The organism is Streptomyces clavuligerus (assembly GCF_005519465.1).
Classification (GTDB): Bacteria; Actinomycetota; Actinomycetes; order Streptomycetales; family Streptomycetaceae; genus Streptomyces; species Streptomyces clavuligerus.
This window is the reverse complement of record NZ_CP027858.1, coordinates 848131-874560: the sequence shown is the minus strand read 5'-3', so window position 1 is coordinate 874560 and position 26430 is coordinate 848131. Positions and strand designations below refer to the sequence as shown.

At 72.9% G+C, this 26430-nt stretch carries 24 protein-coding genes; 17 read left to right on the top strand and 7 right to left on the bottom strand.

Translation table 11 applies throughout. The features are described 5' to 3' along the window. Nucleotides 1–51: 51 nt before the first annotated feature. From CRV15_RS03560 to CRV15_RS03545, 4 genes are all read right to left on the bottom strand, one after another. The gene (locus tag CRV15_RS03560) at nt 52–1251 is read right to left on the bottom strand and encodes a Rossmann-fold NAD(P)-binding domain-containing protein (RefSeq protein WP_003954463.1); all 1200 of its coding nucleotides are present in this window, start codon (nt 1249–1251) and stop codon (nt 52–54) included. 56 nt (nt 1252–1307) lie between these two features. Then, on the bottom strand, nt 1308–2933 hold the full coding sequence (aceB, locus tag CRV15_RS03555) for a malate synthase A (protein WP_003954464.1): 1626 nt from the start codon (nt 2931–2933) through the stop codon (nt 1308–1310). Between the two features lie 287 nt (nt 2934–3220). Further along, a complete protein-coding gene (locus tag CRV15_RS03550; protein ID WP_003962313.1) occupies nt 3221–4942 on the bottom strand; it encodes an FAD-binding oxidoreductase in 1722 nt (573 codons plus the stop codon). A gap of 471 nt (nt 4943–5413) precedes the next feature. Beyond that, nucleotides 5414–5986 (bottom strand): nucleotidyltransferase family protein, encoded by a 573-nt coding sequence (locus CRV15_RS03545; protein ID WP_044972476.1) that lies wholly within the window; start codon nt 5984–5986, stop codon nt 5414–5416. A 761-nt stretch (nt 5987–6747) separates the two neighbouring features. Between CRV15_RS03545 and CRV15_RS03540 the strand changes: the two genes are divergently transcribed. Then, nucleotides 6748–7086: a DUF5955 family protein gene (locus tag CRV15_RS03540; RefSeq protein WP_003954468.1), complete on the top strand. Its 339-nt coding sequence runs from the start codon at nt 6748–6750 to the stop codon at nt 7084–7086. A 107-nt stretch (nt 7087–7193) separates the two neighbouring features. Next, entirely contained in the window at nt 7194–7880 is a 687-nt protein-coding gene (locus CRV15_RS03535; RefSeq protein WP_003954469.1) for an alpha/beta hydrolase, read from the top strand. 84 nt (nt 7881–7964) lie between these two features. Here CRV15_RS03535 and CRV15_RS03530 read toward each other — a convergent pair whose 3' ends face one another. Further along, the gene (locus CRV15_RS03530; protein ID WP_003954470.1) at nt 7965–8768 is read right to left on the bottom strand and encodes an IclR family transcriptional regulator; all 804 of its coding nucleotides are present in this window, start codon (nt 8766–8768) and stop codon (nt 7965–7967) included. A 206-nt stretch (nt 8769–8974) separates the two neighbouring features. On the opposite strand from CRV15_RS03530, the gene allB reads away from it, so the two are divergent. From allB to CRV15_RS03515, 3 genes are all read left to right on the top strand, one after another. After that, nucleotides 8975–10312 carry an allantoinase AllB gene (allB, locus tag CRV15_RS03525; RefSeq protein ID WP_003954471.1) on the top strand — a complete coding sequence of 446 codons (1338 nt, stop codon included), beginning with the start codon at nt 8975–8977 and terminating at the stop codon, nt 10310–10312. A gap of 2 nt (nt 10313–10314) precedes the next feature. After that, nucleotides 10315–11493, top strand: coding sequence for an allantoicase (gene alc, locus CRV15_RS03520; protein WP_003954472.1), 1179 nt, complete (start codon nt 10315–10317; stop codon nt 11491–11493). 154 nt (nt 11494–11647) lie between these two features. After that, the gene (locus tag CRV15_RS03515; protein WP_003962318.1) at nt 11648–12265 is read left to right on the top strand and encodes a dihydrofolate reductase family protein; all 618 of its coding nucleotides are present in this window, start codon (nt 11648–11650) and stop codon (nt 12263–12265) included. Nucleotides 12266–12304: 39 nt separating this feature from the next. Here CRV15_RS03515 and CRV15_RS03510 read toward each other — a convergent pair whose 3' ends face one another. Beyond that, nucleotides 12305–12520 carry a hypothetical protein gene (locus tag CRV15_RS03510; protein WP_003962319.1) on the bottom strand — a complete coding sequence of 72 codons (216 nt, stop codon included), beginning with the start codon at nt 12518–12520 and terminating at the stop codon, nt 12305–12307. A 156-nt stretch (nt 12521–12676) separates the two neighbouring features. Here CRV15_RS03510 and CRV15_RS03505 point away from each other — a divergent pair, with 156 nt between their 5' ends. From CRV15_RS03505 to CRV15_RS03495, 3 genes are read left to right on the top strand one after another with little or no spacing between them, the layout of a single operon-like run. Further along, the gene (locus tag CRV15_RS03505) at nt 12677–13918 is read left to right on the top strand and encodes a sensor histidine kinase (protein WP_003962320.1); all 1242 of its coding nucleotides are present in this window, start codon (nt 12677–12679) and stop codon (nt 13916–13918) included. Continuing rightward, a complete protein-coding gene (locus tag CRV15_RS03500; protein ID WP_003962321.1) occupies nt 13915–14592 on the top strand; it encodes a response regulator transcription factor in 678 nt (225 codons plus the stop codon). The genes CRV15_RS03505 and CRV15_RS03500 overlap by 4 nt, the downstream gene beginning before the upstream one ends. A gap of 9 nt (nt 14593–14601) precedes the next feature. Further along, nucleotides 14602–15774, top strand: a complete 1173-nt coding sequence (locus CRV15_RS03495; RefSeq protein WP_003954476.1) for a cytochrome P450 family protein — start codon at nt 14602–14604, stop codon at nt 15772–15774. 48 nt (nt 15775–15822) lie between these two features. Here the strand turns inward: CRV15_RS03495 and CRV15_RS03490 are convergent, their stop codons facing one another. After that, nucleotides 15823–16842: a Gfo/Idh/MocA family protein gene (locus CRV15_RS03490; RefSeq protein ID WP_003962323.1), complete on the bottom strand. Its 1020-nt coding sequence runs from the start codon at nt 16840–16842 to the stop codon at nt 15823–15825. 101 nt (nt 16843–16943) lie between these two features. Here CRV15_RS03490 and CRV15_RS03485 point away from each other — a divergent pair, with 101 nt between their 5' ends. The 9 genes from CRV15_RS03485 to CRV15_RS03445 all read left to right on the top strand — a co-directional run bounded on the left by CRV15_RS03485 (nt 16944) and on the right by CRV15_RS03445 (nt 26359). Continuing rightward, nucleotides 16944–17717 (top strand): GntR family transcriptional regulator, encoded by a 774-nt coding sequence (locus CRV15_RS03485; protein WP_003962324.1) that lies wholly within the window; start codon nt 16944–16946, stop codon nt 17715–17717. Nucleotides 17718–18245: 528 nt separating this feature from the next. Further along, on the top strand, nt 18246–19259 hold the full coding sequence (locus tag CRV15_RS03480) for a sugar ABC transporter substrate-binding protein (RefSeq protein ID WP_003954479.1): 1014 nt from the start codon (nt 18246–18248) through the stop codon (nt 19257–19259). Further along, entirely contained in the window at nt 19256–20320 is a 1065-nt protein-coding gene (locus CRV15_RS03475) for an ABC transporter permease (protein WP_003954480.1), read from the top strand. The genes CRV15_RS03480 and CRV15_RS03475 overlap by 4 nt, the downstream gene beginning before the upstream one ends. Then, nucleotides 20317–21120, top strand: coding sequence for an ATP-binding cassette domain-containing protein (locus CRV15_RS03470; RefSeq protein WP_003954481.1), 804 nt, complete (start codon nt 20317–20319; stop codon nt 21118–21120). The genes CRV15_RS03475 and CRV15_RS03470 overlap by 4 nt, the downstream gene beginning before the upstream one ends. Before the next feature lie 285 nt (nt 21121–21405). Further along, nucleotides 21406–22566 (top strand): ROK family glucokinase, encoded by a 1161-nt coding sequence (locus tag CRV15_RS03465; RefSeq protein WP_003954482.1) that lies wholly within the window; start codon nt 21406–21408, stop codon nt 22564–22566. A gap of 404 nt (nt 22567–22970) precedes the next feature. Beyond that, nucleotides 22971–23546 carry a hypothetical protein gene (locus CRV15_RS03460; RefSeq protein WP_003954483.1) on the top strand — a complete coding sequence of 192 codons (576 nt, stop codon included), beginning with the start codon at nt 22971–22973 and terminating at the stop codon, nt 23544–23546. 60 nt (nt 23547–23606) lie between these two features. Next, a complete protein-coding gene (pcaDC, locus tag CRV15_RS03455) occupies nt 23607–24911 on the top strand; it encodes a bifunctional 3-oxoadipate enol-lactonase/4-carboxymuconolactone decarboxylase PcaDC (protein WP_003962326.1) in 1305 nt (434 codons plus the stop codon). 12 nt (nt 24912–24923) lie between these two features. Beyond that, nucleotides 24924–25550 carry an MBL fold metallo-hydrolase gene (locus CRV15_RS03450; protein WP_003954485.1) on the top strand — a complete coding sequence of 209 codons (627 nt, stop codon included), beginning with the start codon at nt 24924–24926 and terminating at the stop codon, nt 25548–25550. Between the two features lie 29 nt (nt 25551–25579). Continuing rightward, nucleotides 25580–26359 (top strand): exodeoxyribonuclease III, encoded by a 780-nt coding sequence (locus CRV15_RS03445; protein ID WP_003954486.1) that lies wholly within the window; start codon nt 25580–25582, stop codon nt 26357–26359. Nucleotides 26360–26430: the final 71 nt, after the last annotated feature.

Genomic DNA, 26430 nt, shown 5'->3' with positions numbered 1-26430 from the left:
GAGCCCTCGGGACCGGCACCGGCACCGGTCCCGGGGGCGACGGAACGGGCGTCAGACCGGCTCGCCCCCGAACAGCCCCGCCGCGTCGGCCCGTTCCCAGACCGCCGCAAGACCGGCGCCGTCCATCGCGGCCCACTCCTGGGGGCTCTCCACCAGGGCCCGGCCCAGCCGGCGCCCGAGGCCGACCAGCGCCCGGCCCCGGGCGGTGCGCACCGCGTCGTACTCCCGCAGGGCGGCGGCCGGTGTGTCCGCCCCGCGCAGCGCCGACTCCAGGGCGAGCCCGTCCTGGAGGGCCTTGACCGCGCCCGCGCTGGTGTGCGGACGGGCCACCGTCGCGGCATCCCCCACCAGGGCGATCCGCTCGGTCACCCCCGGCTCCGCGGTGATGTCGTACAGCGGCTGGACCATCAGCTCCGCCTCGGTGGTCGCGCCGACCAGCGAGGCCCAGAACGGCGGCAGCCGCTCGGCCGCGAGCCCGGTGACATGGGCGTGCAGCGCCGCGCCCGCCACCCCGGGCGGCAGACTGCCCGGCTCCCCGCCCAGCGGGTCGACCCCGGGCGGCGGAGCCGCGTACAGCACCCAGTTGACCCGCTCGCCGCCCCCGCCGTCCGGAATCCGGTAGACCACCAGATGGCCGCCGTCGAAGACGACGTACACCCCCGTGCTCCGCCCCCACCGCCCCGCGTCGGGCAGCCGCTCCTCCGGGTAGGCGCCGCGCCAGGCCCAGTACCCCGCGGGCGCGGGCCGCAGCCCGGGGGCCACGGCCTCGCGGACCACGGAACGGTAGCCGTCCGCGCCGATGACCAGGCCGTGGCGGTCGGTCCCCGCCCCGGTGCACACCTCGACCCCCTCGCCGCTCCCGGCGACGGAGTCCACCGAGGTCCCGGAGCGGAACTCCGCCCGGCCGTCGAGCGCGGTACGGAGCCCCTGCCACAGCGAGCCCCAGCCATAGGTGCGGAAACCGAAGCCGTGCTCGGTGTGGATCACCCGTCCCAGCGGATCGTCCCCGCCGCGGACGAACCACTGACGGCGGGTCAGCGGGGTGCACGGAACACCCGGGTCCAGATACCCGGCCGCCTCCAGCTCCGCGCACCGGTCCTCACGTATGGCGACGCCCACCCCGCGCTCGGCGAGATCGCCGGAGGTCCGTTCGTACACCGTGATGTCCCCGTACCCCGCCCGGTGGAGGGCGAGCGCCGCGGCGAGTCCTCCGATGCTGCCGCCGACGACGGCGGTCCGCAGTGCCTTCATGGGCGCATCCTCGCAGCTCCCCGCGGGCCCGGGGCGGATATCGGCCGGTCGGTGGCTCAGCCGGTCAGCCGCTCGTACGCGGGCAGGGTGAGGAAGTCCGCGTACTCCTCGTCGAGCGCCACCCTCAGCAGCAGATCGTGGGCCTCCTGCCAGCGGCCCGCCGCGTACTCCTCCCCGCCCAGCGTCTCGCGGAGCGCGCCCAGCTCCCCGGCGGCCAGTGTCCGCACCAGCGCGGGCGTGACCCGTTCCCCGTTCTCCAGGACGACTCCGGCGTTGATCCACTGCCAGATCTGCGAGCGGGAGATCTCCGCCGTGGCGGCGTCCTCCATGAGGTGGAAGATGGCGACGGCGCCGGTTCCGCGCAGCCATGCCTCGATATAGCGGATGCCGACCCGGACGGCGTTGAGCAGCCCTGCGGCGGTCGGCCGGGCGGCCGGTGAGCCGACGGCGATCAGTTCGGCTGCGGTGACGGAGACCTCCTCGCGGAGCCGGTCCTTCTGGTGCGGACGGTCGCCGAGGACGGCGTCGAAGGAGGCGAGGGCGACGGGCACCAGATCGGGGTGCGCGACCCAGGAGCCGTCGAAGCCGTCGGCGGCCTCGCGGTCCTTGTCGGCGCGGACCTTCTCGAACGCGGCCCGGTTGATCTCCGGGTCCCGGCGGGAGGGGATGAACGCGGCCATGCCGCCGATGGCGTGCGCGCCGCGCCGGTGGCAGGTGCGGACGAGCAGTTCGGTGTAGGCGCGCATGAACGGCGCGGTCATGGTGATCGCGTTGCGGTCGGGGAGGACGAAACCCGGCCCGGCGTCACGGAAGTTCTTGATGATCGAGAAGAGATAGTCCCAGCGGCCCGCGTTCAGCCCGGAGGCGTGCTCGCGCAGCTCGTACAGGATCTCCTCCATCTCGTACGCGGCGGTGATCGTCTCGATCAGCACGGTCGCGCGGATCGTGCCCCGGGGGATGCCCAACTGCTCCTGGGCGAAGAGGAAGATATCGTTCCAGAGCCGTGCCTCCTGGTGCGACTCCAGTTTGGGCAGATAGAAGTAGGGCCCCTTGCCGAGGTCGAGCAGACGGCGCGCGGTGTGGAAGAAGCAGAGGCCGAAGTCGACCAGGGCGCCCGGGAGGACCCCGCCGTCCGGTCCGGTGAGATGGCGTTCCGGCAGATGCCAGCCCCGGGGCCGCATCACCACCGTGGCCAGCTCGGCATCGGGCCTCAGGGCGTAGGACTTGCCGGAGCGCTCGTCGGTGAAGTCGATCCGCCGGTGGTACGCGTCGCTCAGCGCGAGCTGCCCGGAGATCACGTTCTCCCAGGTGGGCGCGGAGGAGTCCTCGAAGTCGGCGAGCCAGACACGGGCGCCCGAGTTCAGGGCGTTGACCGTCATCCTGCGGTCGGCCGGGCCGGTGATCTCGACCCGGCGGTCCTGGAGGGCCGGGGGAGCGGGGGCCACCCGCCAGGAGTCGTCCGCGCGGACATGGGCCGTCTCCGGCAGGAAGTCGAGCGTGCCGGTACGGGAGATCTCCGCCCGGCGCCGCGCGCGCCGGGCGAGGAGTTCGTCGCGGCGCGGGGTGAACCTCCGGTGCAGCTCGGCCAGGAAGACCAGGGCGGCTTCGGTGAGGACCTCGTCCTGACGGGGCACCGCGGGGGCGGTGACGACGGCCGGCCGGGACGGGGCTGATGCGGACATGGGCGGTCACTTCCTTCGGCTGGTGGGGAGCCTCAGGGAGCCCCTGCGGTCGCCGAGGGGCCGAGGGCTTTTGGTTGGTGGATAGTAATTTCCTCATGGTGGAATAACAAGGACGCGTCGCTCCCGCCGACGGGTTCCGGACGCGCGCTGTCCTTCCGGGTGTGCCGTGCCTATCCGTGGGTGCGGTGGGTTTCCGTGGCGGTGTCCTTCCCCGTGGGCGGTGCCCTCCGGGTGACGGCGGCCGACACGGCCGTCACCCGGAGGGGTTCTCGCTGCCCGCCGCGCCGTTATGCCTTGCCGGTGATCGACTGGGCGTGCCGGAAGTGGTTGTTCGGGTCCCAGAGGGCCTTCGCGAGCTGGAGCCGACGGTAGTTGTTCTTGTAGTAGAGGGTCTGCCAGGTGGTCGTCGAGGTGTTCCGGGCGGGGTCGCCGAGGTCGACGTCGGGGTAGTTGACGTAGCAGCCGTCGTTGAACTCGTTCGGCACCGGGACGCCGCCGGTCTGGGCGTACACGGCCTCGTAGAAGTCGCGTATCCACTTCACATGCCTGGCCTCTTCGCCGGGCTGGAGCCAGTACGTCTGGAACTGGGACTTCAGCACCGAGGAGCGCTGCGGCACCGCGGTGGCGTCGGCGGCGACATCGTTGATCCTGCCGCCGTACGAGTCGATCTGGAGCAGGGCGTCGCCGTTGTCGTAGCCATTGGTCAGATGCGTGTACATCGCCCTGATCTGGAACTCGGAGAAACCTTTCGGCGAGTACGAGGACTTGTACTTGCCGTACTTGCCCGCGGTGCCGCCGCTGAGCGCGTCGGTGGCGTGGAACCAGGGCAGCCGCCGCGGCTCCTTGAACCCGGGCAGGGCGGCGTGCTCACCCATGGGCAGCGTCATCGCCGTGGGGGCCACGCCGATGCCCTTGCTCATCTCCGCCTGGTAGGCGGCCAGCAGCTCCCGGGCGTTGGGCTCGTCGGCGCTCATCTGGGTGAGCAGACCGATCTCGCCGTGGGCCCGGTTGTTCAGCTTCAGCAGCCCGCACAGGGAGTTGTACGGGGAGTTCGACGCGGAGTTCTTCTCGTGCCAGGTGCCGAAGTTCGCCACGAGCTGGACGAAGTCCGTCTGGGTGATCTTGTCCCACTTCCAGGCCAGGGCCTGGACGAAGACCTCGGACGGCGGCTTGGGCAGCAGATTCGCGGGGCCGCCGGTGGCGTCGGGTATCCGCAGCCAGTAGCGGGTGAGCAGACCGAAGTTGCCGCCGCCGCCACCGGTGTGCGCCCAGTAGAGATGCCCCAGCTTGGGGTCGGGCGTGGGGTCGCCCGGCTTGGGGAAGGCGTCGCTGCGGCGGGCGATGCGCGCGGTGGCGTTGCCGTTCGTGTCCACGGTGACGACCTCGACGGCGTGCAGATAGTCGACCGTCAGTCCGTGCAGCCGGGAGAGCAGACCGTAGCCGCCGCCCATGATGTGGCCGCCCGCGCCGACGGTGCCGCAGGTCCCGGCGGGGATGCTGACCCCGTACAGCTTGTAAAGGGTCTCGTAGACATCGAAGTTGGAGGCTCCGGCCTGGACCTCGAAGGCGTCCATGGCCGGGTCGAACCCGACCTTGTTCATGTTCGACAGGTCGATGACGACCTGGACGTCCTTGCTGTAGACGAAGTCCTCGTAACAGTGGCCGCCGCTGCGGACCGTGAACCGCTTTCCGGCCGAGACCGTTTCCTGGACGACCCGGGCGGCCTGGTGCGGGTTGGTGACCAGGACGACCCGGTCGGGGTTGGCGACCCAGCGCTGGTTGTTGCCCCGCACCAGGTCGGGGAAGCGGCGGTCGCCGCGGTCGACGTTGATCACATCGGGCACCGTGATGGCCCGGGTACCGGCGGTGGCCGCCGCGGCCTTCGGGGCGGCCTGGGCGGCGCCCGCCGGGAGGGCCGTGGACAGGGCCGCTCCACCGGCCACGGCGGCGGCGCCGGTCAGTACGGAACGTCGGCCGACATCGCCGCGGTGAGGGTTCTTCTCGCTCATGGACACACTCCCCCAAGGAGTCTGGTGAGTAAGGAAGTTGGACGATCGATGATTGATGATCGATCGTCAGCTTTAACCAATGTGACTGGAGTTTCTGAAGGGATGCAATACCTAATCGAGAAAAATGCTCGAACTATTGAGTTTTCTCGGCTTGGTTGCAATATGTGCAATTCGTCCGGCTGTAATGCGGCAGGCGAAAGCCGGTGCCGGGGAACATCTCCGGACCGGTGCCGGGCGAGTCGCTGCCGGCCGGGTCGGGAAGGTCGCTTCCCCCGGGCTGTCCTCCGTCCGTCGTGCGGACGGGGGACGGGAACGGTCGAACGATCCGTCGGCTGATCGTTCGCAGGGGAAGAGGGGAGATCCGCGTCAGGGGTTGCCCCTGGTGATCGGAAATTCCTTGCACCATAAGGAAGTTGGCCACGGTTGAGTCTTTTTCGGCCGTGGAGAGAATGATGTCGGGCGGGGTGCGGCTCAGGGGGCGAGACGGCCGAGGTCGCCGGGCAGGTCGATGTCGAAGGGGTCGGCGATGTCCCCGCACTCGACCAGCAGCACCGAGGCGGCGTGCTCCCGCAGATGGTCCCGGGCCCCGCGGTCGCCCCGCGCCCCCTCCGCGACCGCCCGCCAGTGGTCCGCCCCGATGAGCACCGGATGGCCGCGTCCGCCCCCGTACCCGGCCGCCGCCAGGCCGGCGCGCGAGCGGTACGCGGAACGGACCCGCGCGACCGCCTCCGCGCCCACCCCCGGCTGGTCCACCAGAGCCACCAGCGCCGCGTCGGCGTCCGTGCCGATCAGCGCCTCAAGACCGGTGCGCAGCGATGTGCCCATGCCCTCGGACCACGCCGGATTCTCCAGCAGGACACAGCCGGGCAGCTCGGCGGCCGTCCGCACCCGGTCGGCCGCCGCCCCCAGGACGACGTACACCGGGGCGCAGCCGCCCTGCCGCAGGGCCCGCGCGGCGTGTTCGACCAGCGGACGGCCGTGGTGGGGGAGGAGGGCCTTGGGCCGGCCGCCGAGCCTGCGTCCGCCCCCGGCGGCGAGCAGCAGCCCCGCGACGACGGGAGCCCGCCCGCCGTTCCCCGTCCGCTCGCCGTTCCCCGTCCGCTCGCCGTTCCCCGTCCGCTCGCCGTCCCCCGCCTGCCCGCCGTTCCCCGTCCGCTCGCCGTCCCGCGTCGTCCGCTCGCCGTCCCCCGCCTGCCCGCCGTTCCCCGTCCGCTCGCCGTCCCGCGTCGTCCGCCCGGCCATCCGTCCTCCTGTCTGTCCGCTGTGCTTCTTCTCGGCGTGCTTCCCGGGCCGCGGGCCGCACCGCCCCGGCGGCGGTGCGGCCGTCGGCAGGTGCGGCGCATGCTGACTCTCGGTCACGGCTCTGTCGAACCGGTGGGACCCGTTCACCCCAGGAACCCCATCCTGGCGGAGCGCCCGGGCAGAAACGGGACGGCGCCACAACGGCGGATTCCGCCGTCCGATGGCCGGATCAGCGCCTTTGCCCCCGTTCCCGTACGCCCCATCGGCACCGGAGGCCCCAGCGGGCGGGCGGGTCCGGCGGCCCCTCGGGGCCTCGGTCCGGCCGTTTGTCCGGAGCCGGGCACGTGAGCGGTGTGGTCGGCCGCAGGGCGGCACAGGGACCGGGCGCGAACGCATCGCGCGCACGCCGGGATGACCGTTTGGCGCAATGCGACCGAACCCGTACAGCCGTAGGCCAGAATTCATTCCTCGGAGTGGCGCGTACCGCACCTCATGCCGTTAACTTGCCCGCAACTCTGGGTGGTTGACCGTCGACTGACGGTCGTGCGGACCGTTCCGGAGGTGTGCGAGGGGGAGAGCTTTTGTTGCGCAGCGTGGGGCAGACGCCGGTGACGGAAAGCGGTACGGAGACACGGGACTCACAGGTGACGGCATTGGGGGCCGCTGTGCGGCGGCTCCGCCGCGAGCTGGCCGGGCACCCCGGCCGCTTCCCCGACCGGGAGATCGCCGACCGGGAGCTGGCGGCCCTCGCCGTGCTGGCGGCGGCCGGACCGACGGAGCTCCAGCGGATGCGCCGCTCCCTGCTCCTGGTGGCGGGGGCGATCGGCTCGGTGAGCGCGCTGGGACCGGCGCTGATGCAGGTGCGGAGCGCGGTCGACGGGTTCGGCGATCCGGGCCCGTGACCGGGGCCCGGCAGGGGGCGGGCGGCAGCGGTGGCAAGGTTCCCGGAGCCGTCCTAGCGTGAGGACGAAAGTGTGACATCACCCACTGACGTCCAGAGGAAGCTGATATGGCCGACAAGCCCGCAATCGTCCTGGTGCATGGATTCTGGGGAGGCGCGGCGCACTGGAGCAAGGAGATCCTGGAGCTGCGCAGCCGCGGCTACACCGACCTCCACGCCGTGGAGAACCCGCTCACCTCGTTGGCCGAGGACGCCGAGCGGACCCGGAAGATGGTCAAGCAGGTGGACGGGCCCGTGATCCTCGTGGGCCACTCCTACGGCGGCGCCGTCATCACCGAGGCCGGTGACCTGCCCAACGTCATCGGGCTCGTCTATGTCGCGGCGTTCGCACCCGACCGGGGCGAGAGCCCGGGGCAGATCAGCCAGGAGCACCCGCCCGAGGCGTTCGAGAACATCGTGCCGGACTCCGACGGCTATCTCTGGGTCGCGCAGGACAAGTACCACTGGAGCTTCTGCGCGGACCTGTCCGAGGAGGAGGCGTATGTCATGGCGGTGACGCAGAAGGCGCCGCTCGCCTCGACCTTCGGGGACGCCATCGGCGACCCGGCCTGGCGGAAGAAGCCCGTCTGGTACCAGGTGTCGACCCGTGACCGGATGATCGACCCGGGCAATGAGCGCCGGATGGCGGAGCGGATGTCCCCGCGCAAGATCATCGAACTGGACGCGAGCCATGCCTCGCTGGCCTCGCACCCCAAGGACATCGCCGATCTGATCGACGACGCGGCCCAGGGCTGAGCGGGCCCTGACGGTCCCGAAGGACCCCGGAGCCCGCCGGGGTCCTTCGCGCGCCCCCGCCCGCGCTCCCGTTCCCGCGGGGTCTCAGAACCCCGTCGCGCCGGTGCTGTTCAGCTCGTCCGACAGGGCCCGCGCCACCTCCTGGAGCAGGGGCACGATCGAGCCGGTGGCGGCCTCGGTGACCCGGCCCGCCGGGCCCGAGATCGAGACGGCGGCGAGGGTGGGGGAGCCGGGGACCGGAACGGCGAGACAGCGCACGCCGATCTCCTGCTCGTTGTCGTCGACCGCGTACCCCTGGCGGCGCACCTCCGCCAGCGCCCGCAGGAACTCCTCCGGCGCGGTGATGGTCCGCTCGGTGGCGGCGGGCATCCCGGTCCTGGCCAGGAGCGCGCGCACCTCCTCGGGCGGGACGCCCGCGAGCAGCGCCTTGCCGACGCCGGTGGAGTGGGGGAGCACCCGGCGGCCGACCTCGGTGAACATCCGCATGGAGTGTTTGGACGGCACCTGGGCGACGTAGACGACCTCGTCGCCGTCGAGCAGCGCCATGTTCGCCGTCTCGCCGGTCTCCTCGACCAGCCGGGCCAGATGGGGGCGGGCCCAGGTCCCGAGCAGCCGGGACGCCGACTCGCCCAGCCGGATCAGCCGGGGGCCGAGCGCGTAGCGGCGGTTGGGCTGCTGCCGGACACAGCCGCAGGCCACCAGGGTGCGCATCAGCCGGTGGATGGTGGGCAGCGGAAGTCCGCTGCTGACGGAGAGTTCGCTCAGCCCCACCTCGCCACCCGCGTCGGCCATCCGTTCGAGCAGATCGAAGGCGCGCTCCAGGGACTGCACCCCGCCGCTGGTCGCGGACTTGGTGGCGGCGGAGGCGCGGGCGCTGGACGTCGGCACGGGCGGCGGTCCTTTCGGGCGGACGGGCGAGTGAGCAGCCTACCGGCCCGCATCCGCCGGGGCCGAGCCCTGCTTCCGCCCCGTGGAAGGCCCGTTCCCGCCGGTGGCGGACGTCCGGTTCCGGATGCTTGACGGGCCCCGGTGGGCGGGTGAAGACTCCTTCAACAGTTCGTTGAATTTCGCATGGGCATGTGGAAGGAGAACGAGTGGACGAGAGCGGTGCGCGTCTGGTGCTGCGGTCCCGACGGGTGATCACACCGGACGGGGAGCGGCCCGCCGCGATCGCCGTCAGCGGCGGCACGATCACCGCCGTCCTCCCGTACGACGCCCCCGTACCCGCCGGTGCCCGGCTCGTGGACACCGGGGCCGACGCCGTCCTCCCCGGCCTGGTCGACACCCATGTGCATATCAACGACCCCGGGCGCACGGAGTGGGAGGGGTTCGCCAGCGCCACCCGCGCGGCGGTCGCGGGAGGCGTCACCACCCTGGTCGACATGCCGCTCAACTCGATCCCCCCGACGACCACGGTCGGCCATCTGCGGACCAAACAGGCCACGGCACGGCCCCGGGTCCACACCGACACGGGGTTCTGGGGCGGGGCGGTCCCGGACAACACCGCCGAGCTGCGCCCCCTGCACGACGCGGGGGTCCTCGGCTTCAAGTGCTTCCTCTCGCCGTCCGGTGTCGAGGAGTTCCCGGAGCTGGACCCCGCGGCCCTGGAGCGCGCGACGGCCGCGATCGCCTCGTTCGACGGGCTGCTGATCGTGCACGCCGAGGACCCCGCCCACCTCACCGGCCAGCGGCCGGGACCCCGTTACCCGGACTTCCTCGCCTCCCGTCCCCCCGCGGCCGAACACAGCGCCGTCGCCCGGCTGATCGGCACCGCCCGGCGGCTGGACGCCCGGGTGCACATCCTGCATCTGTCGTCCGCTTCCGCGCTGCCCCTGATCGCCCGCGCGCGGGCGGAGGGCGTACGGATCACCGCCGAGACCTGCCCGCACTTCCTGGCCCTGACCGCCGAGGAAGTCCCCGACGGGGCGACCGAGTTCAAGTGCTGTCCGCCCATCCGCGAGGCCGCCAACCGGGACGCGCTCTGGACGGGGCTCGCCGACGGCACCCTGGACGCCGTCGTCTCGGACCACTCGCCCTGCGCCACCGCGCTGAAGACCGGCGACTTCGCCTCCGCGTGGGGCGGGATCTCCTCGCTCCAGCTCGGGCTGCCCGTCGTCTGGACCGAGGCCCGGCGGCGCGGCCACACCCTGGCGGACGTCGCCCGCTGGATGGCGCACGGCCCGGCGCGGCTGGCGGGCCTCGACCGCAAGGGCGCCATAGCGCCCGGTCACGACGCCGACTTCGCCGTCCTCGCGCCCGACGCGACCTTCACCGTCGACCCCGTGCGGCTGCACCACCGCAACCGGATCACCGCGTACACGGGGAGAACCCTCCACGGAGTCGTCCGTTCCACCTGGTTGCGCGGTGAACGCGCGGCGGTGGACGGCGTCCCGGCCGGGCCCACCGGCCGGCTCATCGAAAGGAGCGCCTGACCGTGCCGCCCCTCCCGGCCGACCACCCGCCGTCCGCCCCCGACCCGTGCCCCTCCTTCACCGGGGCCGCCGCTCCCTACGGCGGCGGCGACCCCTACGCCGACTACCGGACCCCGGGACCCGCCGGATTCCCCTTCGCCCGCCGCACCGGCCGCAGCGATCCCGTCGACCTCGCCGACCGGCGGCTCGGCGCGGCCGTCGTCGCCGCCAACGACGAGTTCTTCGCGGACCGGGAGAACCTGCTCACCCCCGGCCCCGCCGTCTTCGACCCCGAACGCTTCGGCCACAAGGGCAAGATCATGGACGGTTGGGAGACCCGCCGCCGCCGGGGCACGGGCGCGGACCGGCCCCACCCGCGGGACGGCGACCACGACTGGGCGCTGGTACGGCTCGGAGCGCCCGGCGTGGTCCGGGGCGTCGTCGTCGACACCGCGCACTTCCGGGGCAACCACCCGCAGGCGGTGTCCGTCGAGGCGGCCCTCGTCCCCGGTACACCCTCCCCCGAGGAACTGCTCGCCCCGGGCACGGCCTGGACGGCCCTCGTCCCCCGCACCCCGGTCGGCGGCCACGCCGCGAACGGCTTCACCGTCGCCGTCGAGCGCCGCTTCACCCATCTGCGGCTGCGGCAGTTCCCCGACGGCGGTGTCGCCCGGCTGCGGGTGTACGGGGAGGTCGTCCCCGACCCCGGCTGGCTCGCCGCGCTCGGCTCGTTCGACCTGGTGGCCCTGGAGAACGGGGGACAGGTCGAGGACGCGTCCGACCGTTTCTACTCCCCGGCGGCCCACACCATCCTGCCGGGGCGCTCCCGCAGGATGGACGAGGGCTGGGAGACCCGGCGGCGGCGGGACGGCGGCCACGACTGGATTCGCTACCGGCTGGTGGAGCGCGGGGAGATCCGCGCCGTGGAGATCGACACGGCGTATCTCAAGGGGAACAGCGCCGGCTGGGCCTCGCTGTGGCTCCAGGACGGGACGGACGGCGAGTGGACCGAGATCCTGCCGCCGACACGGTTGCAGCCCGACAGCGGCCACCGCTTCGTCCTGGAACGCCCCGTCACCGGGGACCGGCTGCGGCTCGACATCCACCCGGACGGCGGCATCTCCCGCCTCCGCGTCCATGGAACCCTCACCCCCGACGCCACCACCCGCCTCCACGCCCGCCACCGCTCCCTGACGGCCTGACCGCCGCCCCGTTCCGGGGCCGATCCCGCCCGCCGCGCCGTCCGGGGAAGCCGCCCCGCCCGACTGGCGCAGGCGGGGAGCGGACCTGAAGATCGACGAGGAGGGGGCCGCCGGACCCGGACCCGGAACCGCACCCGTGGAGGCAGGCACCGTCATGGCTCAGCTCACCCTCACCACCTTCGTCACCCTCGACGGCGTCATGCAGGCACCCGGCGCGCCCGACGAGGACCCCAGCGGCGGCTTCGGCCACGGCGGCTGGTCCGTTCCCTACGGCGACGAGGAATTTGGCCGCTTCATCGTGGACGTCATGGAGCGGGCCGGGGCGTTTCTGCTCGGGCGGCGGACCTACGACATCTTCGCCGGGCACTGGCCGCAGCGGACCGACCCCGCCGACCCGATCGCCTCCCGGCTCAACGCCCTGCCCAAGTACGTCGCCTCCACCACGCTGACCGACCCCGCCTGGGCGGGCACCACGGTGATCGGCCGGAGCGACCTGGCCGCGGACGTCCGGGCGGTCAAGGACCGCACCGAGGGCGAACTCCAGGTGCACGGCAGCGGGCAGCTCGCCCCGTTCCTGCTCGCCCACGACCTCGTCGACGTCCTGCGGCTGCTGGTCTTCCCCGTGGTCCTCGGCGAGGGCCTGCGCCTCTTCCCCGAGGGCGCCAGGCCCACCGCCTTCCGGCACACCGGGACCCGTATCACCGCCTCGGGCGTCACCCTCAACGCCTACGCGTTCGACGGCCGCCCCCGGTACGGGAGTTACGCGGACTGACCCGGCGGCGGGAACGCGGCACCCCGGCATCCCGGAGGCTCACCGTCGCAACCGTTCCCCCGTCATCACCAGCGCGAAGCCCAGCACCGCGATCACGACATTCGTGAAGACGGCCCGCTCCCCGAAGAACTCCACGTTCTCCGTCAGGAAGCGGGTCGCCCCCATGACCGGGAACCATCCCGTCAGCTCGCGGATCACCCCGCACACCCCCAGGACCAGCAGTGCTCCGCCGACCCACTCCAGCGCTTTGCTCATGCCCCCAGCCTCGGCCCCCGCCCGCCCCCTGGGTATCCGCCCTCGGCATGCCCTCCGCCCGTCCTCCGCCGTCGAAAGTCTCGTCCCCCGCGACTTTGGTAGCGCCCTGAGTCCTCGGGACGCGACCGGAGCGGAGGGATGCGTAGGTTGTCCCCCATGACGCGTACGGAGTATCCCTGGCTGCTGCCCTCGGCCATGGCGGGCTCGCCCGGCACCGGGCCCGGAGGCACGGGCCGGGCCCCGGGACCCGGCGGCAGGCCCCGGCGGACCGTGCGCGACTGGGTCGTGGACACCGTCCTCTTCCTCGGCGCCTCCCTGCTGGGCCTCACCGCCCTGGACACCAGCACACAGCTCAACGAGGGCTCGGCGATCGTCCTCCTCGACCAGCTCCTCGGCGCCGCCGCCTGCTGCGCCCTGTGGCCCCGGCGGCGCTGGCCGGTGCAGCTCGTCCTGGCCCTCGCGGTGGTGAGCATCGTCACCCCGGCCGCCGGAGGGGCGTATCTGGTCGCCCTGTTCAGCGTGGCCGTGCACCGCCCCTTCCGGCCGGTCGCCCTCGTCGGGGGCGTGGCGGTGCTGTCCGCCGCCCTCCAGCCGGCGGTCCGCCCCGACCCCTCCCTCGGCTACCTCGGCTCGGTCGTCACCGGGCTGCTCCTGGTGCTGCTGATGGTCGGCTGGGGCATGCTCGTCCGCTCCAGCCGACAGCTCGTCGTCGTCCTGCGGGAACGGGCCGAACGGGCCGAGGAGGAGGCCGTGCTCCGTGCCGAGCAGGCGCAGCGGCTCGCCCGTGAGGCCATCGCCCGGGAGATGCACGACGTCCTCGCGCACCGGCTCACCCTGCTGAGCGTCCACGCCGGTGCGCTGGAGTTCCGTCCGGACGCGCCGCCCGCGGAGGTCGCGCGCGCCGCCGGGGTGATCCGGGACAGCGCGCACGAGGCCCTCCAGGACCTCCGACAGATCATCGGGGTGCTGCGCGCCCCCGGCGAGGGCGACTCCGCGGACCGCCCGCAGCCGACCCTCGCCACCCTGGACACCCTGGTCGCCGAGGGCCGCGCCGCCGGGGCGAGCGTCGTCCTCGACAACCGGATCGCCGACCCGGCGGCCGTGCCCGCCGCCACCGGCCGCACCGTCTACCGCATCGCCCAGGAGGGCCTGACCAACGCCCGCAAGCACGCCCCCGGCGCGGAGGTCACCGTCGTCGTGCGGGGCGGTCCGGGCGAGGGCGTCACCGTGCTCGTCGACAATCCCGCGCCGCCCGGCGAGGTCCCGGCGGTGCCCGGCTCCGGGCAGGGGCTGATCGGGCTCACCGAACGCGCCACCCTGGCCGGGGGCACCCTCCGGCACGGCAGGACCGGAGACGGCGGATTCCATGTCCAAGCCTGGCTACCGTGGTCCGCATGACGGTCCGATTGCTTGTCGTCGACGACGATCCCCTGGTGCGCGCCGGTCTCGCCCTGATGCTCGGCGGGGCCGAGGACCTGGAGATCGTGGGGGAGGGCGCCGACGGCGCCGAGGTGCAGGAGCTGGTCGACCGGCTGGCGCCCGACGTGGTCCTGATGGACATCAGGATGCCCGCCGTGGACGGCCTCACCGCCACCGAGCGGCTGCGCGCCCGCCCGGGCGCCCCCGAGGTCGTGGTGCTCACCACCTTCCACGCCGATGAACAGGTGCTGCGCGCGCTGCGGGCCGGGGCGGCGGGCTTCGTCCTGAAGGACACCCCGCCCGCCGAGATCGTCGACGCCGTGCGCCGGGTCGCGGCGGGCGACCCCGTGCTCTCCCCGGCGGTGACCCGCCAGCTCATGTCCCATGTCGTCGGCACGGCACGGGACGCCGCGGGCGATCCGCGCCGCCGCTCGGCCCTCGCCCGGCTGGAGACGCTGGCCGGCCGGGAGCGCGAGGTGGCGCTCGCCGTCGGCCGGGGACAGTCCAACGCGGAGATCTCCGCGAGCCTCTATATAAGCGTGCCGACGGTCAAGACCCATGTCTCCCGCGTCCTCGCCAAGCTCGGTCTCAACAACCGGGTCCAGATCGCCCTGCTGGTGCACGACGCGGAGCTGCTTGACGACGGTGCGTAAGGTGGGCCAATGGAGACCATCGACATCGCCGAGCTCCACGGTTTTGACGCCAACCCCTACGCGTACTTCGCCCGTTGGCGGGAACAGGGCCCCGTCCACCGGCTGCGCGACCCCTTCGGCACCGAATTCTGGCTGGTCCTCGGGTACGAGGACGCACGGGCCGCGCTCACCGACCCCCGGCTGGCCAAGTCGCCCGAGGCCCTGCCCGACCCGCCCTACGAGATCCACTCCATCGGGCCCAGCCTGCTGGAGAGCGACCCGCCCGACCACACCCGGCTGCGCAGACTCATCGCGCGGGAGTTCACCGCGCGCCGGGTGGAGCAGCTGGCGCCGCGCATCGAACGGATCACCGCGGAGCTGCTGGACGCGCTGCCGCCCACCGGGCGGGGCGATCTGATCGAGAGCCTGGCGTTTCCGCTGCCGATCACCGTCATCTGCGAACTGCTCGGGGTGCCGACGAAGGATCGCGAGGTCTTCCGGAGCTGGTCCTCCGAGCTGATCACGCCCACCTCGGAGGAGGCGGGGCGGCTGGCGCTGGACGCGCTGACCCCGTACCTCGACACCCTTGTCGAGGCCAAGCGCCGGGACCCCTCGGACGACCTGCTCTCCGCGCTGGTCGCCACCCATGACGAGGACGGCGACCGGCTGTCGGTGCCCGAGCTGCGGGGCCTCGCCTATCTGCTGCTGGTCGCGGGGCACGAGACCACCGTCCAGCTCATCGCCGGAGCGGTCCGGGCCCTGCTCGTGGACCCCGTGCGGCTGACCGCCGTACGGGCGGACCCCTCGCTGCTGGACGCGGTGATCGAGGAGACCCTGCGGCACGAGGGGCCGATCCTGACGTCGGCGGGCCGGTTCACCGTCGCCCCGGTGGAGATCGGGGGAGTCACCGTCCCCGCCGGGGAGATCGTGGTCGTGGGGCTCGGCGCGGCGAGCCGGGACCCGGCGCGCTTCCCCGACCCGGACACCTTCGACCCCGCCCGGGACACCCGGGGGCATCTGGCCTTCGGCCACGGCATCCACTTCTGCATCGGCGCCGGGCTGGCCCGGCTGGAGGCCAGGATCGCCCTGGAGGCGCTGCTGAACCGATTACCCGCGCTGGCCGCGGACCCGGAAGGCGGACCGCCGGAGTGGCTGCCGGGGCTGCTGCTGCGGGGCACCCGCCGCCTGCCCGTGCGCTGGTAGCGACCCGCCGGGGCGCGGCCGGGACGGACCCGGCCGCGCCCCGGCGGCTCAGCCGGAGGGCTCCGTGTCCACCGGGATCTCCTCGATCCGCACCGGCCGCCGCTCCCGCCGGGAGCGCTCGCACGCCTCCGCGATCCGCAGCGCCGCCAGCGCCTCCCGCCCGTCGCACGGGTTCTCGGCCTCGCCCCGGGCCACCCGGACGAAGGCCGCCAGCTCGGCCTCGTACGCGGGGGCGAACCGCTCCAGGAAGCCCGGCCACGGCTTGTCCGGCGCGCCCGGCCCCCGGGGTTCGGCCGAGGTGATCGGCGTCCGGCCGTCCAGTCCCACGGCGATCTGGTCGAGGTCGCCCGCCAGCTCCATCCGTACGTCGTAGCCCGCGCCGTTGCACCGGGTCGCGGTCGCCGTCGCCAGGGTGCCGTCGTCCAGGGTGAGCGCCACCGCCGCCGTGTCGACGTCACCGGCCTCCCGGAACATCGCCCCAGCCGCGTCCGAGCCCGTCGCGTACACCTCCACGACCTCCCGCCCGGTGACCCAGCGCAGTATGTCGAAGTCGTGCACCAGACAGTCCCGGTACAGACCGCCGGAGAGCGGCAGATACCCGGCGGGCGGCGGCGCGGGGTCCGAGGAGATCGCCCGTACGGTGTGGAGCCGTCCGAGCCGTCCCGAGCGCAGCGCCCGGCGGGCGGCCGTGTAGCCCGCGTCGAAGCGGCGCATGAAACCGATCTGGAGCACGGTGCCCGCCGACTCCACCGCGCGCAGCGCGGCCAGGGTGCCCGGCAGGTCCACGGCGATCGGCTTCTCGCAGAAGGCGGGGAGCCCGGCCCCGGCGGCGCGGGCGATCAGCCCGGCGTGGGACGCGGTCGCCGAGGCGATCACCACCGCGTCCGGGCCGGAGGCGAACAGCTCGTCCGTACCGGCGACCGCGGTGGCCCCCGTGCGCGCGGCGATCTCCGCCGCCCGGGCCGGTTCCGCGTCCGTCACGACCAGTGAGCCGATCTCCCGCCGACGGCTGAGCGCCGCCGTGTGGAAGGCCCCGATACGTCCCGTCCCGATGACTCCGATGCGCATGCGCCAAAAATGGAGCCGGGCCGGTCACTGTGTCAAGACTTTGTCCTGACATCAGTACTTCCGGACTTCCCGTCAACATCGGCGGCGACTACGCTCGCACCGTGCCCAAGCAGCCCAGACCCGCATCGGAACCGTCCCTGCCCCTTCAGCTCGTCGTGGACCGCACCAGTCCGGTCCCGCTGTACTACCAGCTCTCCCAGCAGCTGGAGTCCGCCATCGAGCGCGGGGTGCTGACCCCCGGCAGCCTGCTCGGCAACGAGATCGAGCTGGCCGGACGGCTCGGTCTGTCCCGGCCGACCGTGCGCCAGGCCATCCAGTCCCTCGTGGACAAGGGCCTCCTGGTGCGCCGTCGCGGTGTGGGCACCCAGGTGGTGCACAGCCAGGTCCGCCGCCCGCTGGAGCTGAGCAGCCTCTACGACGACCTGGAGGCGGCGGGGCAGCGGCCCGCCACCGTGGTGCTGCGCAACACCACCGCCGCCGCGGACGTCGCGGTCGCCGCCGCCCTCGGGGTCGCCGAGGGCAGCGAGGTCCTGCTGGTCGAGCGGCTGCGGTACGCCCATGGCGAGCCGATGGCCCTGCTGACGAACCACCTGCCCACCGGGCTCTTCGACTGCGACAGCGAAGCCCTGGAGGCGACCGGGCTCTACCGGCTGATGCGGGCCGCCGGGGTCACCCTGCACAGCGCCCGGCAGTCGGTCGGCGCGCGGGCCGCCGCCCCCGAGGAGGCCGGACGCCTCGGCGAGGAGCCGGGCGCGCCGCTGCTCACCATGGAGCGCACCACCTTCGACGACACCGGACGGGCGGTGGAGTACGGCTCCCATCTCTACCGGGCCTCCCGCTACTCCTTCGAGTTCCAGTTGCTCGTCCGGTCCTGACATCCGGTTCCGGCATCCGTCCTGACACCGGGCCGTGTGCCGCGCGGCCCGCCGTATCCCCGCCGCGGCCCGTCGTATCCCTGCCGCGGTCCGTCGCGGTCCGTCGAAGTCCGTCGCGGAGAGCGCCCTCTGTCGGTCCGTAAGAATGTTCGGACAAAGTCTTGACGGGGTCATCCGGTCGCCGTAAAACGTCACCCAGCCGCAACCGGGCGGCCGGGAGAGAAGGCGGACCGACCCATGCGTACCCTCCGCACGGCACCCCTGCGTATCCTCCGCGCGGGAACGGCCCTGCTCGCCGCGCGCACCGCGCAACCGGCCCGCGCGGCCCGCGCGACCGGCGGGAGCCCCGTTCCCCGCCCCGTTCCCGACACCCTCCCGGGGTACCCGGACCCCCTGTCCGGAAGCCGTCGGACGCACCCGATGCCCACCCTCCGACCTGGCGTGACCCATACTTGGGCGGTTGGGGTACGACACAACGGGCCCCCCGGGTCGGACCGGCAGACAGTACGGCAAGAAGGGCACGGCGTCGTGGCAAGGGCAAGGACAGGGGTACGCGCACTCGGCGCGGTGCTGGCGGCGGTGCTCGTAGCCTCCCTGGCGGGATGCAGCAGTACGGGCGGCAAGCGCGCCGAGGACGCCCGCAAGGCCCAGGCCGCGGCCGGGAAGGCGGCCGTCTCCACCCCCCGCTGGACCTTCTCGATGGTCACCCACTCGGGCGACGGCGACACCTTCTGGGACATCGTCCAGCGCGGCGCCGAGGAGGCCGCCGCCAAGGACAACATCAACTTCCTCTACTCCAAGAGCGACGAGGGACAGCAGCAGGCCCAGCTCGTCCAGACCGCGATCGACAAGAAGGTCGACGGCCTGATCGTCACCCTCGCCAAGCCCGACGCGATGAAGGACGTCGTCAAGAAGGCCGTGGCCGCCGGTATCCCCGTGATCACGGTGAACTCCGGCTCCGAGGAGTCCAAGGCGTTCGGCGCGCTCACCCACATCGGCCAGAACGAGACCGTCGCGGGCGAGGCCGTCGGCGACGAGCTGAACCAGCGCGACCGGAAGAAGGCCGTCTGCGTCCTGCACGAGCAGGGCAATGTCGGCCATGAGCAGCGCTGCGCCGGAGTGAAGAAGACCTTCGACGGCGAGGTGGAGAACCTGTATGTCGAGGGCACCAACATGCCCGACGTCCAGGCGTCCATCGAGGCCAAGCTCCAGACGGACCGCTCCATCGACGCCGTCGTCACCCTCGGCGCCCCCTTCGCCGACACCGCCGTCAAGGCCAAGCGGTCCGCGGGCAGCAAGGCCGAGGTCGTGACCTTCGACCTCAACGCCAAGGTCGCCGCCGCCGTCAAGGACGGCACCCTGGGCTTCGCCGTCGACCAGCAGCCCTATCTCCAGGGGTACGAGGCCGTCGACCTGCTCTGGCTCTACCGCTACAACGCCGATGTCCTCGGCGGCGGTCTGCCCGTGCTGACCGGTCCGCAGATCATCACCCAGGCGGACGCCGGGGCCCTGGAGGACTACACCAAGCGGGGGACCCGATGACCGCCGGCGCACCACCGGCCGGGACCGGCCAGGCCCCGGCCGCCGACGAACGGCTGCTGCACACCTCGTTCCTCCGCAAGCTGCTGGGCCGGCCCGAGCTGGGGTCCGTGGTCGGCGCCGCCGCCGTCTTCCTCTTCTTCGCCCTCGTCGCGGACTCCTTCCTCCAGGCGAGCAGCTTCTCCACGGTGCTCTACGCGTCCTCCACCATCGGGATCATGGCGGTGCCCGTCGCCCTGCTGATGATCGGCGGCGAGTTCGACCTCTCGGCGGGGGTCCTGGTCACCAGCTCCGCCCTGGTCTCCTCGATGGTCAGCTACCAGATGACGGCGAACGTCTGGGTCGGCGTCCTGGTCTCGCTGCTGGTCACCCTGGCGATCGGCGTCTTCAACGGCGTTCTGCTCACCCGGACCGAGCTGCCGAGCTTCATCATCACGCTCGGCACCTTCCTGATGCTGACCGGTCTCAACCTCGGCTTCACCAAGCTGATCAGCGGCACGGTCTCCACCAAGTCCACCGCCGACATGGAGGGCTTCTCCTCGGCGAAGGCGCTCTTCGCCTCCGAGTTCACCCTCGGCGAGGTCACCGTCAAGGTCACCATCCTGTGGTGGATCGGCCTGGTCGCGCTCGCCACCTGGATTCTGCTGCGGACCCGCTTCGGCAACTGGATCTACGCCGTCGGCGGCGGGGCGGACGCCGCGCGCGCGGTCGGTGTCCCGGTCGCCCGCACCAAGATCCTCCTCTATACGGGCGTGGCGTTCGCCGCCTGGATCTCCGGGCAGCACCTGCTCTTCTCCTTCGACGTGGTCCAGTCCGGCGAGGGCGTCGGCAATGAGCTGATCTACATCATCGCGGCCGTCATCGGCGGCTGTCTGATCACCGGCGGCTACGGCTCCGCGATCGGCTCGGCGGTGGGCGCGTTCATCTTCGGCATGACGAGCAAGGGCATCGTCTACGCGGAGTGGAACCCGGACTGGTTCAAGTTCTTCCTCGGCGCGATGCTGCTGCTGGCCACCCTGCTGAACGCATGGGTCCGAAAGAGGGCGGAGGCGACGACACGATGACGACGGGTACCGCTCTGGTCGAGCTGGACGACGTCAGCAAGTACTACGGGAACATCCGGGCCCTGGAGGGGGTCTCGCTGGTCGTCCACGCCGGGGAGATCACCTGTGTCCTCGGGGACAACGGCGCGGGCAAGTCCACCCTGATCAAGATCATCGCGGGGCTGCACCGGCACGACGCGGGCACCTTCTCCATCGAGGGGGAGGAGACCCGGCTCGCCAGCCCCCGGGAGGCCCTGGACCGGGGTATCGCCACCGTCTACCAGGACCTCGCGGTCGTTCCGCTGATGCCGGTGTGGCGGAACTTCTTCCTCGGCTCCGAGCCGGTGAAGGGCAAGGGCCCCTTCAAGCGCCTCGATGTGCAGACGATGCGCGAGACCACCCGCACGGCGCTGCTGCGCATGGGCATCGACCTGCGCGACGTCGACCAGCCGATCGGCACGCTCTCCGGCGGTGAGCGCCAGTGCGTGGCCATCGCCCGCGCCGTCCACTTCGGCGCCAAGGTGCTCGTCCTCGACGAGCCCACCGCGGCGCTCGGCGTCAAGCAGTCCGGCGTGGTGCTGAAGTACGTCGCCGCCGCCCGGGACGCGGGTCTCGGGGTGGTGCTGATCACCCACAACCCGCACCACGCCTACCTCGTCGGCGACCGCTTCGTCCTGCTCAAGCGGGGCAGCATGACCGCGAGCCACGCCAAGGACGCGGTCTCCCTCGACGAGCTGACCCGCCAGATGGCGGGCGGCAGCGAGCTGGACGATCTCCGCCACGAGCTGGAGCGGGCCACCCCGCCGACGGCCGGGGAGTAGCCCTCCGCCGACGGCCGGAAGCAGCCCCGCCGATGTCCCGGCCAGGGCCGTGACCGGCCGCCGGGCCCCGGCCGGGGACCCCGCCGGGCGGGCGCCGGGAGACCCCGCCGCCCACGCCCACCAGCGGCGGGGGTGGCAGAATCGTCGGCGGCGGGCGCCGCCCGCCGCCGACCCCCGTGCGGACGAGTCCGCCGCACGGCCCCCGGCCCCGACGACACCAGGGACGACGCGACCTGTGCGAACAGCACCCGCCCCCCGCACCTCCGACGCCGGGGAGCACGCCCGGTGAGCGGCTACCGCGACTTCACCCACCGCACCGCCGCGCGCGGCACCGTCCTGCGGACCTCCGGCACCCGTGAGCGGCGCTCCCACCTCACCGCGCCCCGGGTCCCCACGGTGGGCATCGACATCGGCGGCACCAAGGTGATGGCGGGCGTCGTCGACGCCGACGGGGTCATCCTGGAGAAGGTCCGCACCGAGACCCCCGACAAGTCCAAGAGCCCCAAGGTGGTCGAGGACACCATCTGTGAGCTGGTGCTCGACCTGTCCGACCGGCACGATGTGCACGCCGTCGGCATCGGCGCGGCCGGCTGGGTCGACGCCGACCGCTCGAAGGTGCTCTTCGCCCCCCATCTGGCCTGGCGCAACGAGCCCCTGCGGGACGCGCTCTCCGCCCGGCTCGCCGTCCCGGTCCTCGTCGACAACGACGCCAACACCGCCGCCTGGGCGGAGTGGCGCTTCGGCGCGGGCCGGGGCGAGGACCATCTGGTGATGATCACGCTGGGGACCGGCATCGGCGGCGCCATCCTGGAGGACGGCCGGGTCAAGCGGGGCAAGTTCGGCGTGGCCGGGGAGTTCGGCCATATGCAGGTCGTCCCCGGCGGCCATCGCTGCCCCTGCGGCAACCGGGGCTGCTGGGAGCAGTACAGCTCCGGCAACGCCCTGGTCCGTGAGGCGCGGGAGCTGGCCGCCGCGGACTCGCCGGTCGCCCACACCCTCATCGACCGCGTCGGCGGCAGTGTCCCGGACATCACCGGACCGCTGATCACCGAGCTGGCCCGCGAGGGCGACCCGATGTGCGTGGAGCTGTTCCAGGACATCGGACAGTGGCTCGGTATCGGCATCGCCAACCTCGCCGCCGCGCTCGACCCCTCCTGCTTCGTCATCGGCGGCGGGGTCAGCGCCGCCGACGACCTTCTGATCGGGCCCGCGCGGGACGCCTTCCGCCGCCATCTCACCGGCCGCGGCTACCGCCCCGAGGCGAAGATCACCCGTGCCGAGCTGGGCCCGGAGGCGGGCATGGTCGGCGCCGCCGACCTCGCCCGGCTGGTCGCCCGCCGCTTCCGCCGCGCCAACCGCCGCCGGGTCGAGCGCCATGAGCGGTACGAGCGGTACGCGCAGGCCCTGCGCAACTCGACGTCGGTCCGTCCGCCCCAGGAGTCGTAGCCGCGCCGGACGGATCGGGGACCGGCCGGATCCCGACGCGCCGGACGGGCTCCGGACGGGCTCCGGGCTCCGGGCGGGCCGCACACGGTCCCGGACGGGTGCCGGACGGCCCGCGTACGGCCGGTCGGGCGTGGGACGGGCTTCGCGTGGATGATGTACGGATCTCGCGTGGACGGTGTGGCGGTCCGCTGCCGCGGTGTGGGGGTCCTGTGCCGAATCCGGACGGCCGGCCGATGGACCCCTCCCGGATCGCCCCGGATGTCCGGCCCGGGACCGGCTCGGACCTGCCCCGTCCTGTCCCCTCCGCCGGATTCCTCCCCCGGTGACCGGGACCCGTAGACTTCACTGCCCGTACCCGACGCCCCCAGGAACCTCCGCATCATCTCCCCAGGAACCCCCGCGCCATGACCGTGCCCCGCCAGCCCGCCTCCCCGGACGAGAGCTTCCGTCCCCCCGAGGGACGTCGGCAGATGATCCTCCGCCGCTGGCTGACGGCGGTCGTCATCGTGCTGCTCATCGGCATCCCCGCCGGATATCTGGTCATCTCCGCCCAGCAGAGCCGCGAGAGCGGCCGGGACAAGGCCGCCGAGTCCTCCTCCAGCGGGCTGCGCGAGAGCTGGCCCTCCCAGATGAAGCGGCGGATCTTCGAGGTGCCCATCCCGATGAAATCCACCCAGGTCGCGTACTTCGAGACCAGCAACTGGCGGACCAGTCGGCTGTATGTGCAGTTCACCACCACCTCCGCCGGACTCGACCGCTTCCTCGACGAGGTCGGCGCCCCCCGCGCGACCCTGCGCGAGGGCGACATCACCATCGGCGAGCGCGACGCGGACACCGTGGGCTGGGACTTCGACACGGACCGTGACTGGTGGGGCACCCGTCACGACGGGACGAAGCCCCGGCCCGACCGGGACTTCGTCGTGGACCTGAGCGATTCCGCCCGGCCCACGGTGTATGTCGTCTCCACCGCCACGCCCTGAGAACACCTGAAGGTGTGAGCGGAGGGGGCAGCGCCGCCTCCGCACCCGGGAGTCACTACCGTGGAGCGGGTGAGTGAGACGCAGACGCCCCCCACCGAGACGCCGACGCCCCCCACGACGCTCCAGTACCGGATCGACGGCCCCGACGACGCGCCGGTACTCGTCCTCGGCCCCTCCCTCGGCACCACCTGGCACATGTGGGACCGGCAGATCGCCGAGCTGGCCCGGGAGTGGCGGGTCATCCGCTTCGACCTGCCAGGACACGGCGGCGCCCCCGCCCGCCCCGCCTCATCCGTCGGTGAACTCTCCGACCGGCTGCTGGCCACCCTCGACGAGCTGGGCATCCAGCGCTTCGGCTACGCGGGCTGCTCGATAGCGGGCGCCATGGGCATCGACCTCGCGCTGCGCCGTCCACAGCGCGTCGCCTCGCTGGCCCTGGTCGCCGCGTCGCCCCGGTTCGGCACCGCCGACGAGTTCCGCCGCCGCGGGGTGGTCGTCCGGAGCAACGGCCTCGACCCGATGGCCCGCACCGCCCCCGAGAGCTGGTTCACCCGGACCTTCGCCGCCGCCCAGCCCGCGATCGTGGAGTGGGCGGTGACGATGGTGCGCACCACCGACCCCGGCTGCTACATCGCCGCCTGCGAGGCGCTCGCCGCGTTCGACGCCCGGTCCGAACTCGGCCGGATCGGGGTCCCCACCCTGGTCCTGGTGGGCTCGGAGGACCAGGTCACCGGCCCCGCCGAGGCCCGTACCCTGGTCGCCGGGATACCGGACGCCCGGCTCGCGCTGGTGCCCGGGGCCTCCCATCTCGCGCCGGTCGAGCAGCCCGCCGCCGTCACCGATCTGCTGGTCGGCCATTTCGCCGGAGTCGCCCAGGACACCCTGACCACGATCCCGGCGCCGCCCGTGCCGCCCGTCTCCGCGCCCGTCACCCCCGTCGCCGAGCTGGCCCCCGCGGACCGGCAGCCGAAGGCCGAGGGGCGCGCCGACACCCATGAGCCGGGGATGAAGATCCGCCGGGAGGTGCTGGGCGACGCCCATGTCGACGCGGCCACCGCCGGAGCCGACGGCTTCACGGCCGACTTCCAGGACCTCCTCACCCGCTGGGCCTGGGGCGAGATCTGGTCCCGGGAGGGCCTGGACCGGCGCACCCGCAGCGCGATCACCCTCACCGCCCTGATCGCGGGCGGCCACCGGGAACAGCTCGCCGTCCATGTCCGGGCCGCGCTGCGCAACGGGCTCACCCCCGACGAGATCCGCGAGATCCTGCTGCACACCGCCGTGTACTGCGGCCTCCCCGCCGCGGACGCCGCCTTCGCGGTGGCGGCCGAGGTCATCCGGGAGGAGACCGCGCCCAGCGCGTAGCAGGATGGGGGCATGAGGCTCACCAAGAAGACCCACTCCTGTGTCCGGCTGGAGAAGGACGGGGCGACCCTCGTCATCGACCCCGGGGCGTTCGGTGAGCCGGACGCCGCGGCCGGGGCGGACGCCGTCCTGATCACGCACGAGCACCCCGACCACTTCGACGAGGGACGGGTGCGCGCGGCCCTCGCGGCCGGGGCCGAGGTGTGGACCCTCGGGAGTGTCGCCGGGGCGATCTCGGCGGCCTTCCCGGGACGGGTGCGGACCGTGGGCCACGGGGACACGTTCACCGCCGCCGGGTTCGAGGTCCAGGTCCACGGCGAGCTGCACGCGGTGATCCACCCGGATCTGCCCCGGATCACCAATGTCGGCTTCCTGGTGGACGGCTCGGTCTTCCACCCCGGGGACGCCCTCACCGTGCCCGGGGCCCCCGTCGATGTGCTGATGCTCCCCGTCCACGCCCCCTGGAACAAGATCTCCGAAGTGATCGACTACGTCCGCGAGGTGCGGCCCCGGCGGGCCGTCGACATCCACGACGCCCTGCTGACGGAGCTCGCCCGGCCGATCTACGACACCCACATCGGCAATCTCGGCGGCGCGGAGCACACCCGGCTCGCCCCCGGGGAGCGCCTGGATCTGTGATGTCGTACCCCGGCAGTAGGCTTTCGTCCATGCGTATCGCCACCTGGAACGTCAACTCGGTCACCGCCCGGCTGCCCCGGCTGCTCGCCTGGCTGGAGAGCAGCGGCACGGATGTCCTGTGCATACAGGAGACCAAGTGCGCCGAGGAGCAGTTCCCCGCCGAGGAGCTGCGGGAGATCGGCTACGAGTCCGCCATCCACGCCGACGGCCGGTGGAACGGGGTGGCGCTGGTCTCCCGGGTGGGTCTGGACGAGGTGGTCAAGGGCCTGCCCGGCGGCCCCGCGTACGACGGGGCGCAGGAGCCGCGGGCGATCTCCGCGACCTGCGGCCCGGTGCGGCTGTGGTCGGTCTATGTGCCCAACGGCCGGGAGGTCACCCATGACCACTACGCCTACAAGCTGGAGTGGCTGGCCGCGCTGAAGGAGGCCGTGGCCGCCGACGCGGCGGGCCCCCGCCCCTTCGCCGTGCTCGGCGACTACAACATCGCCCCGGCCGACGAGGACGTCTGGGACCGCGCCGCCTTCGAGGGCAGCACCCATGTCACGGAGCCGGAGCGGGCGGCGCTGGCGGCCCTGCGGGAGACCGGGCTCAGCGATGTGGTGCCCCGCCCGCTCAAGTACGACCACCCCTTCACCTACTGGGACTACCGCCAGCTCTGCTTCCCCAAGAACCGCGGCATGCGCATCGATCTCGTCTACGGCAACGGCCCGTTCGCGGGCGCCGTCAAGGACAGCTATGTCGACCGGGAGGAGCGCAAGGGCAAGGGGGCGTCCGACCACGCCCCCGTCGTGGTCGACCTGGACGTCTGACCCGTCGTCCCGCCGGGTCGCGCGGAGCGCGTCCGCCGGGCCCGGCCGTGCCGCGCGCGCCTGTGGTGCGT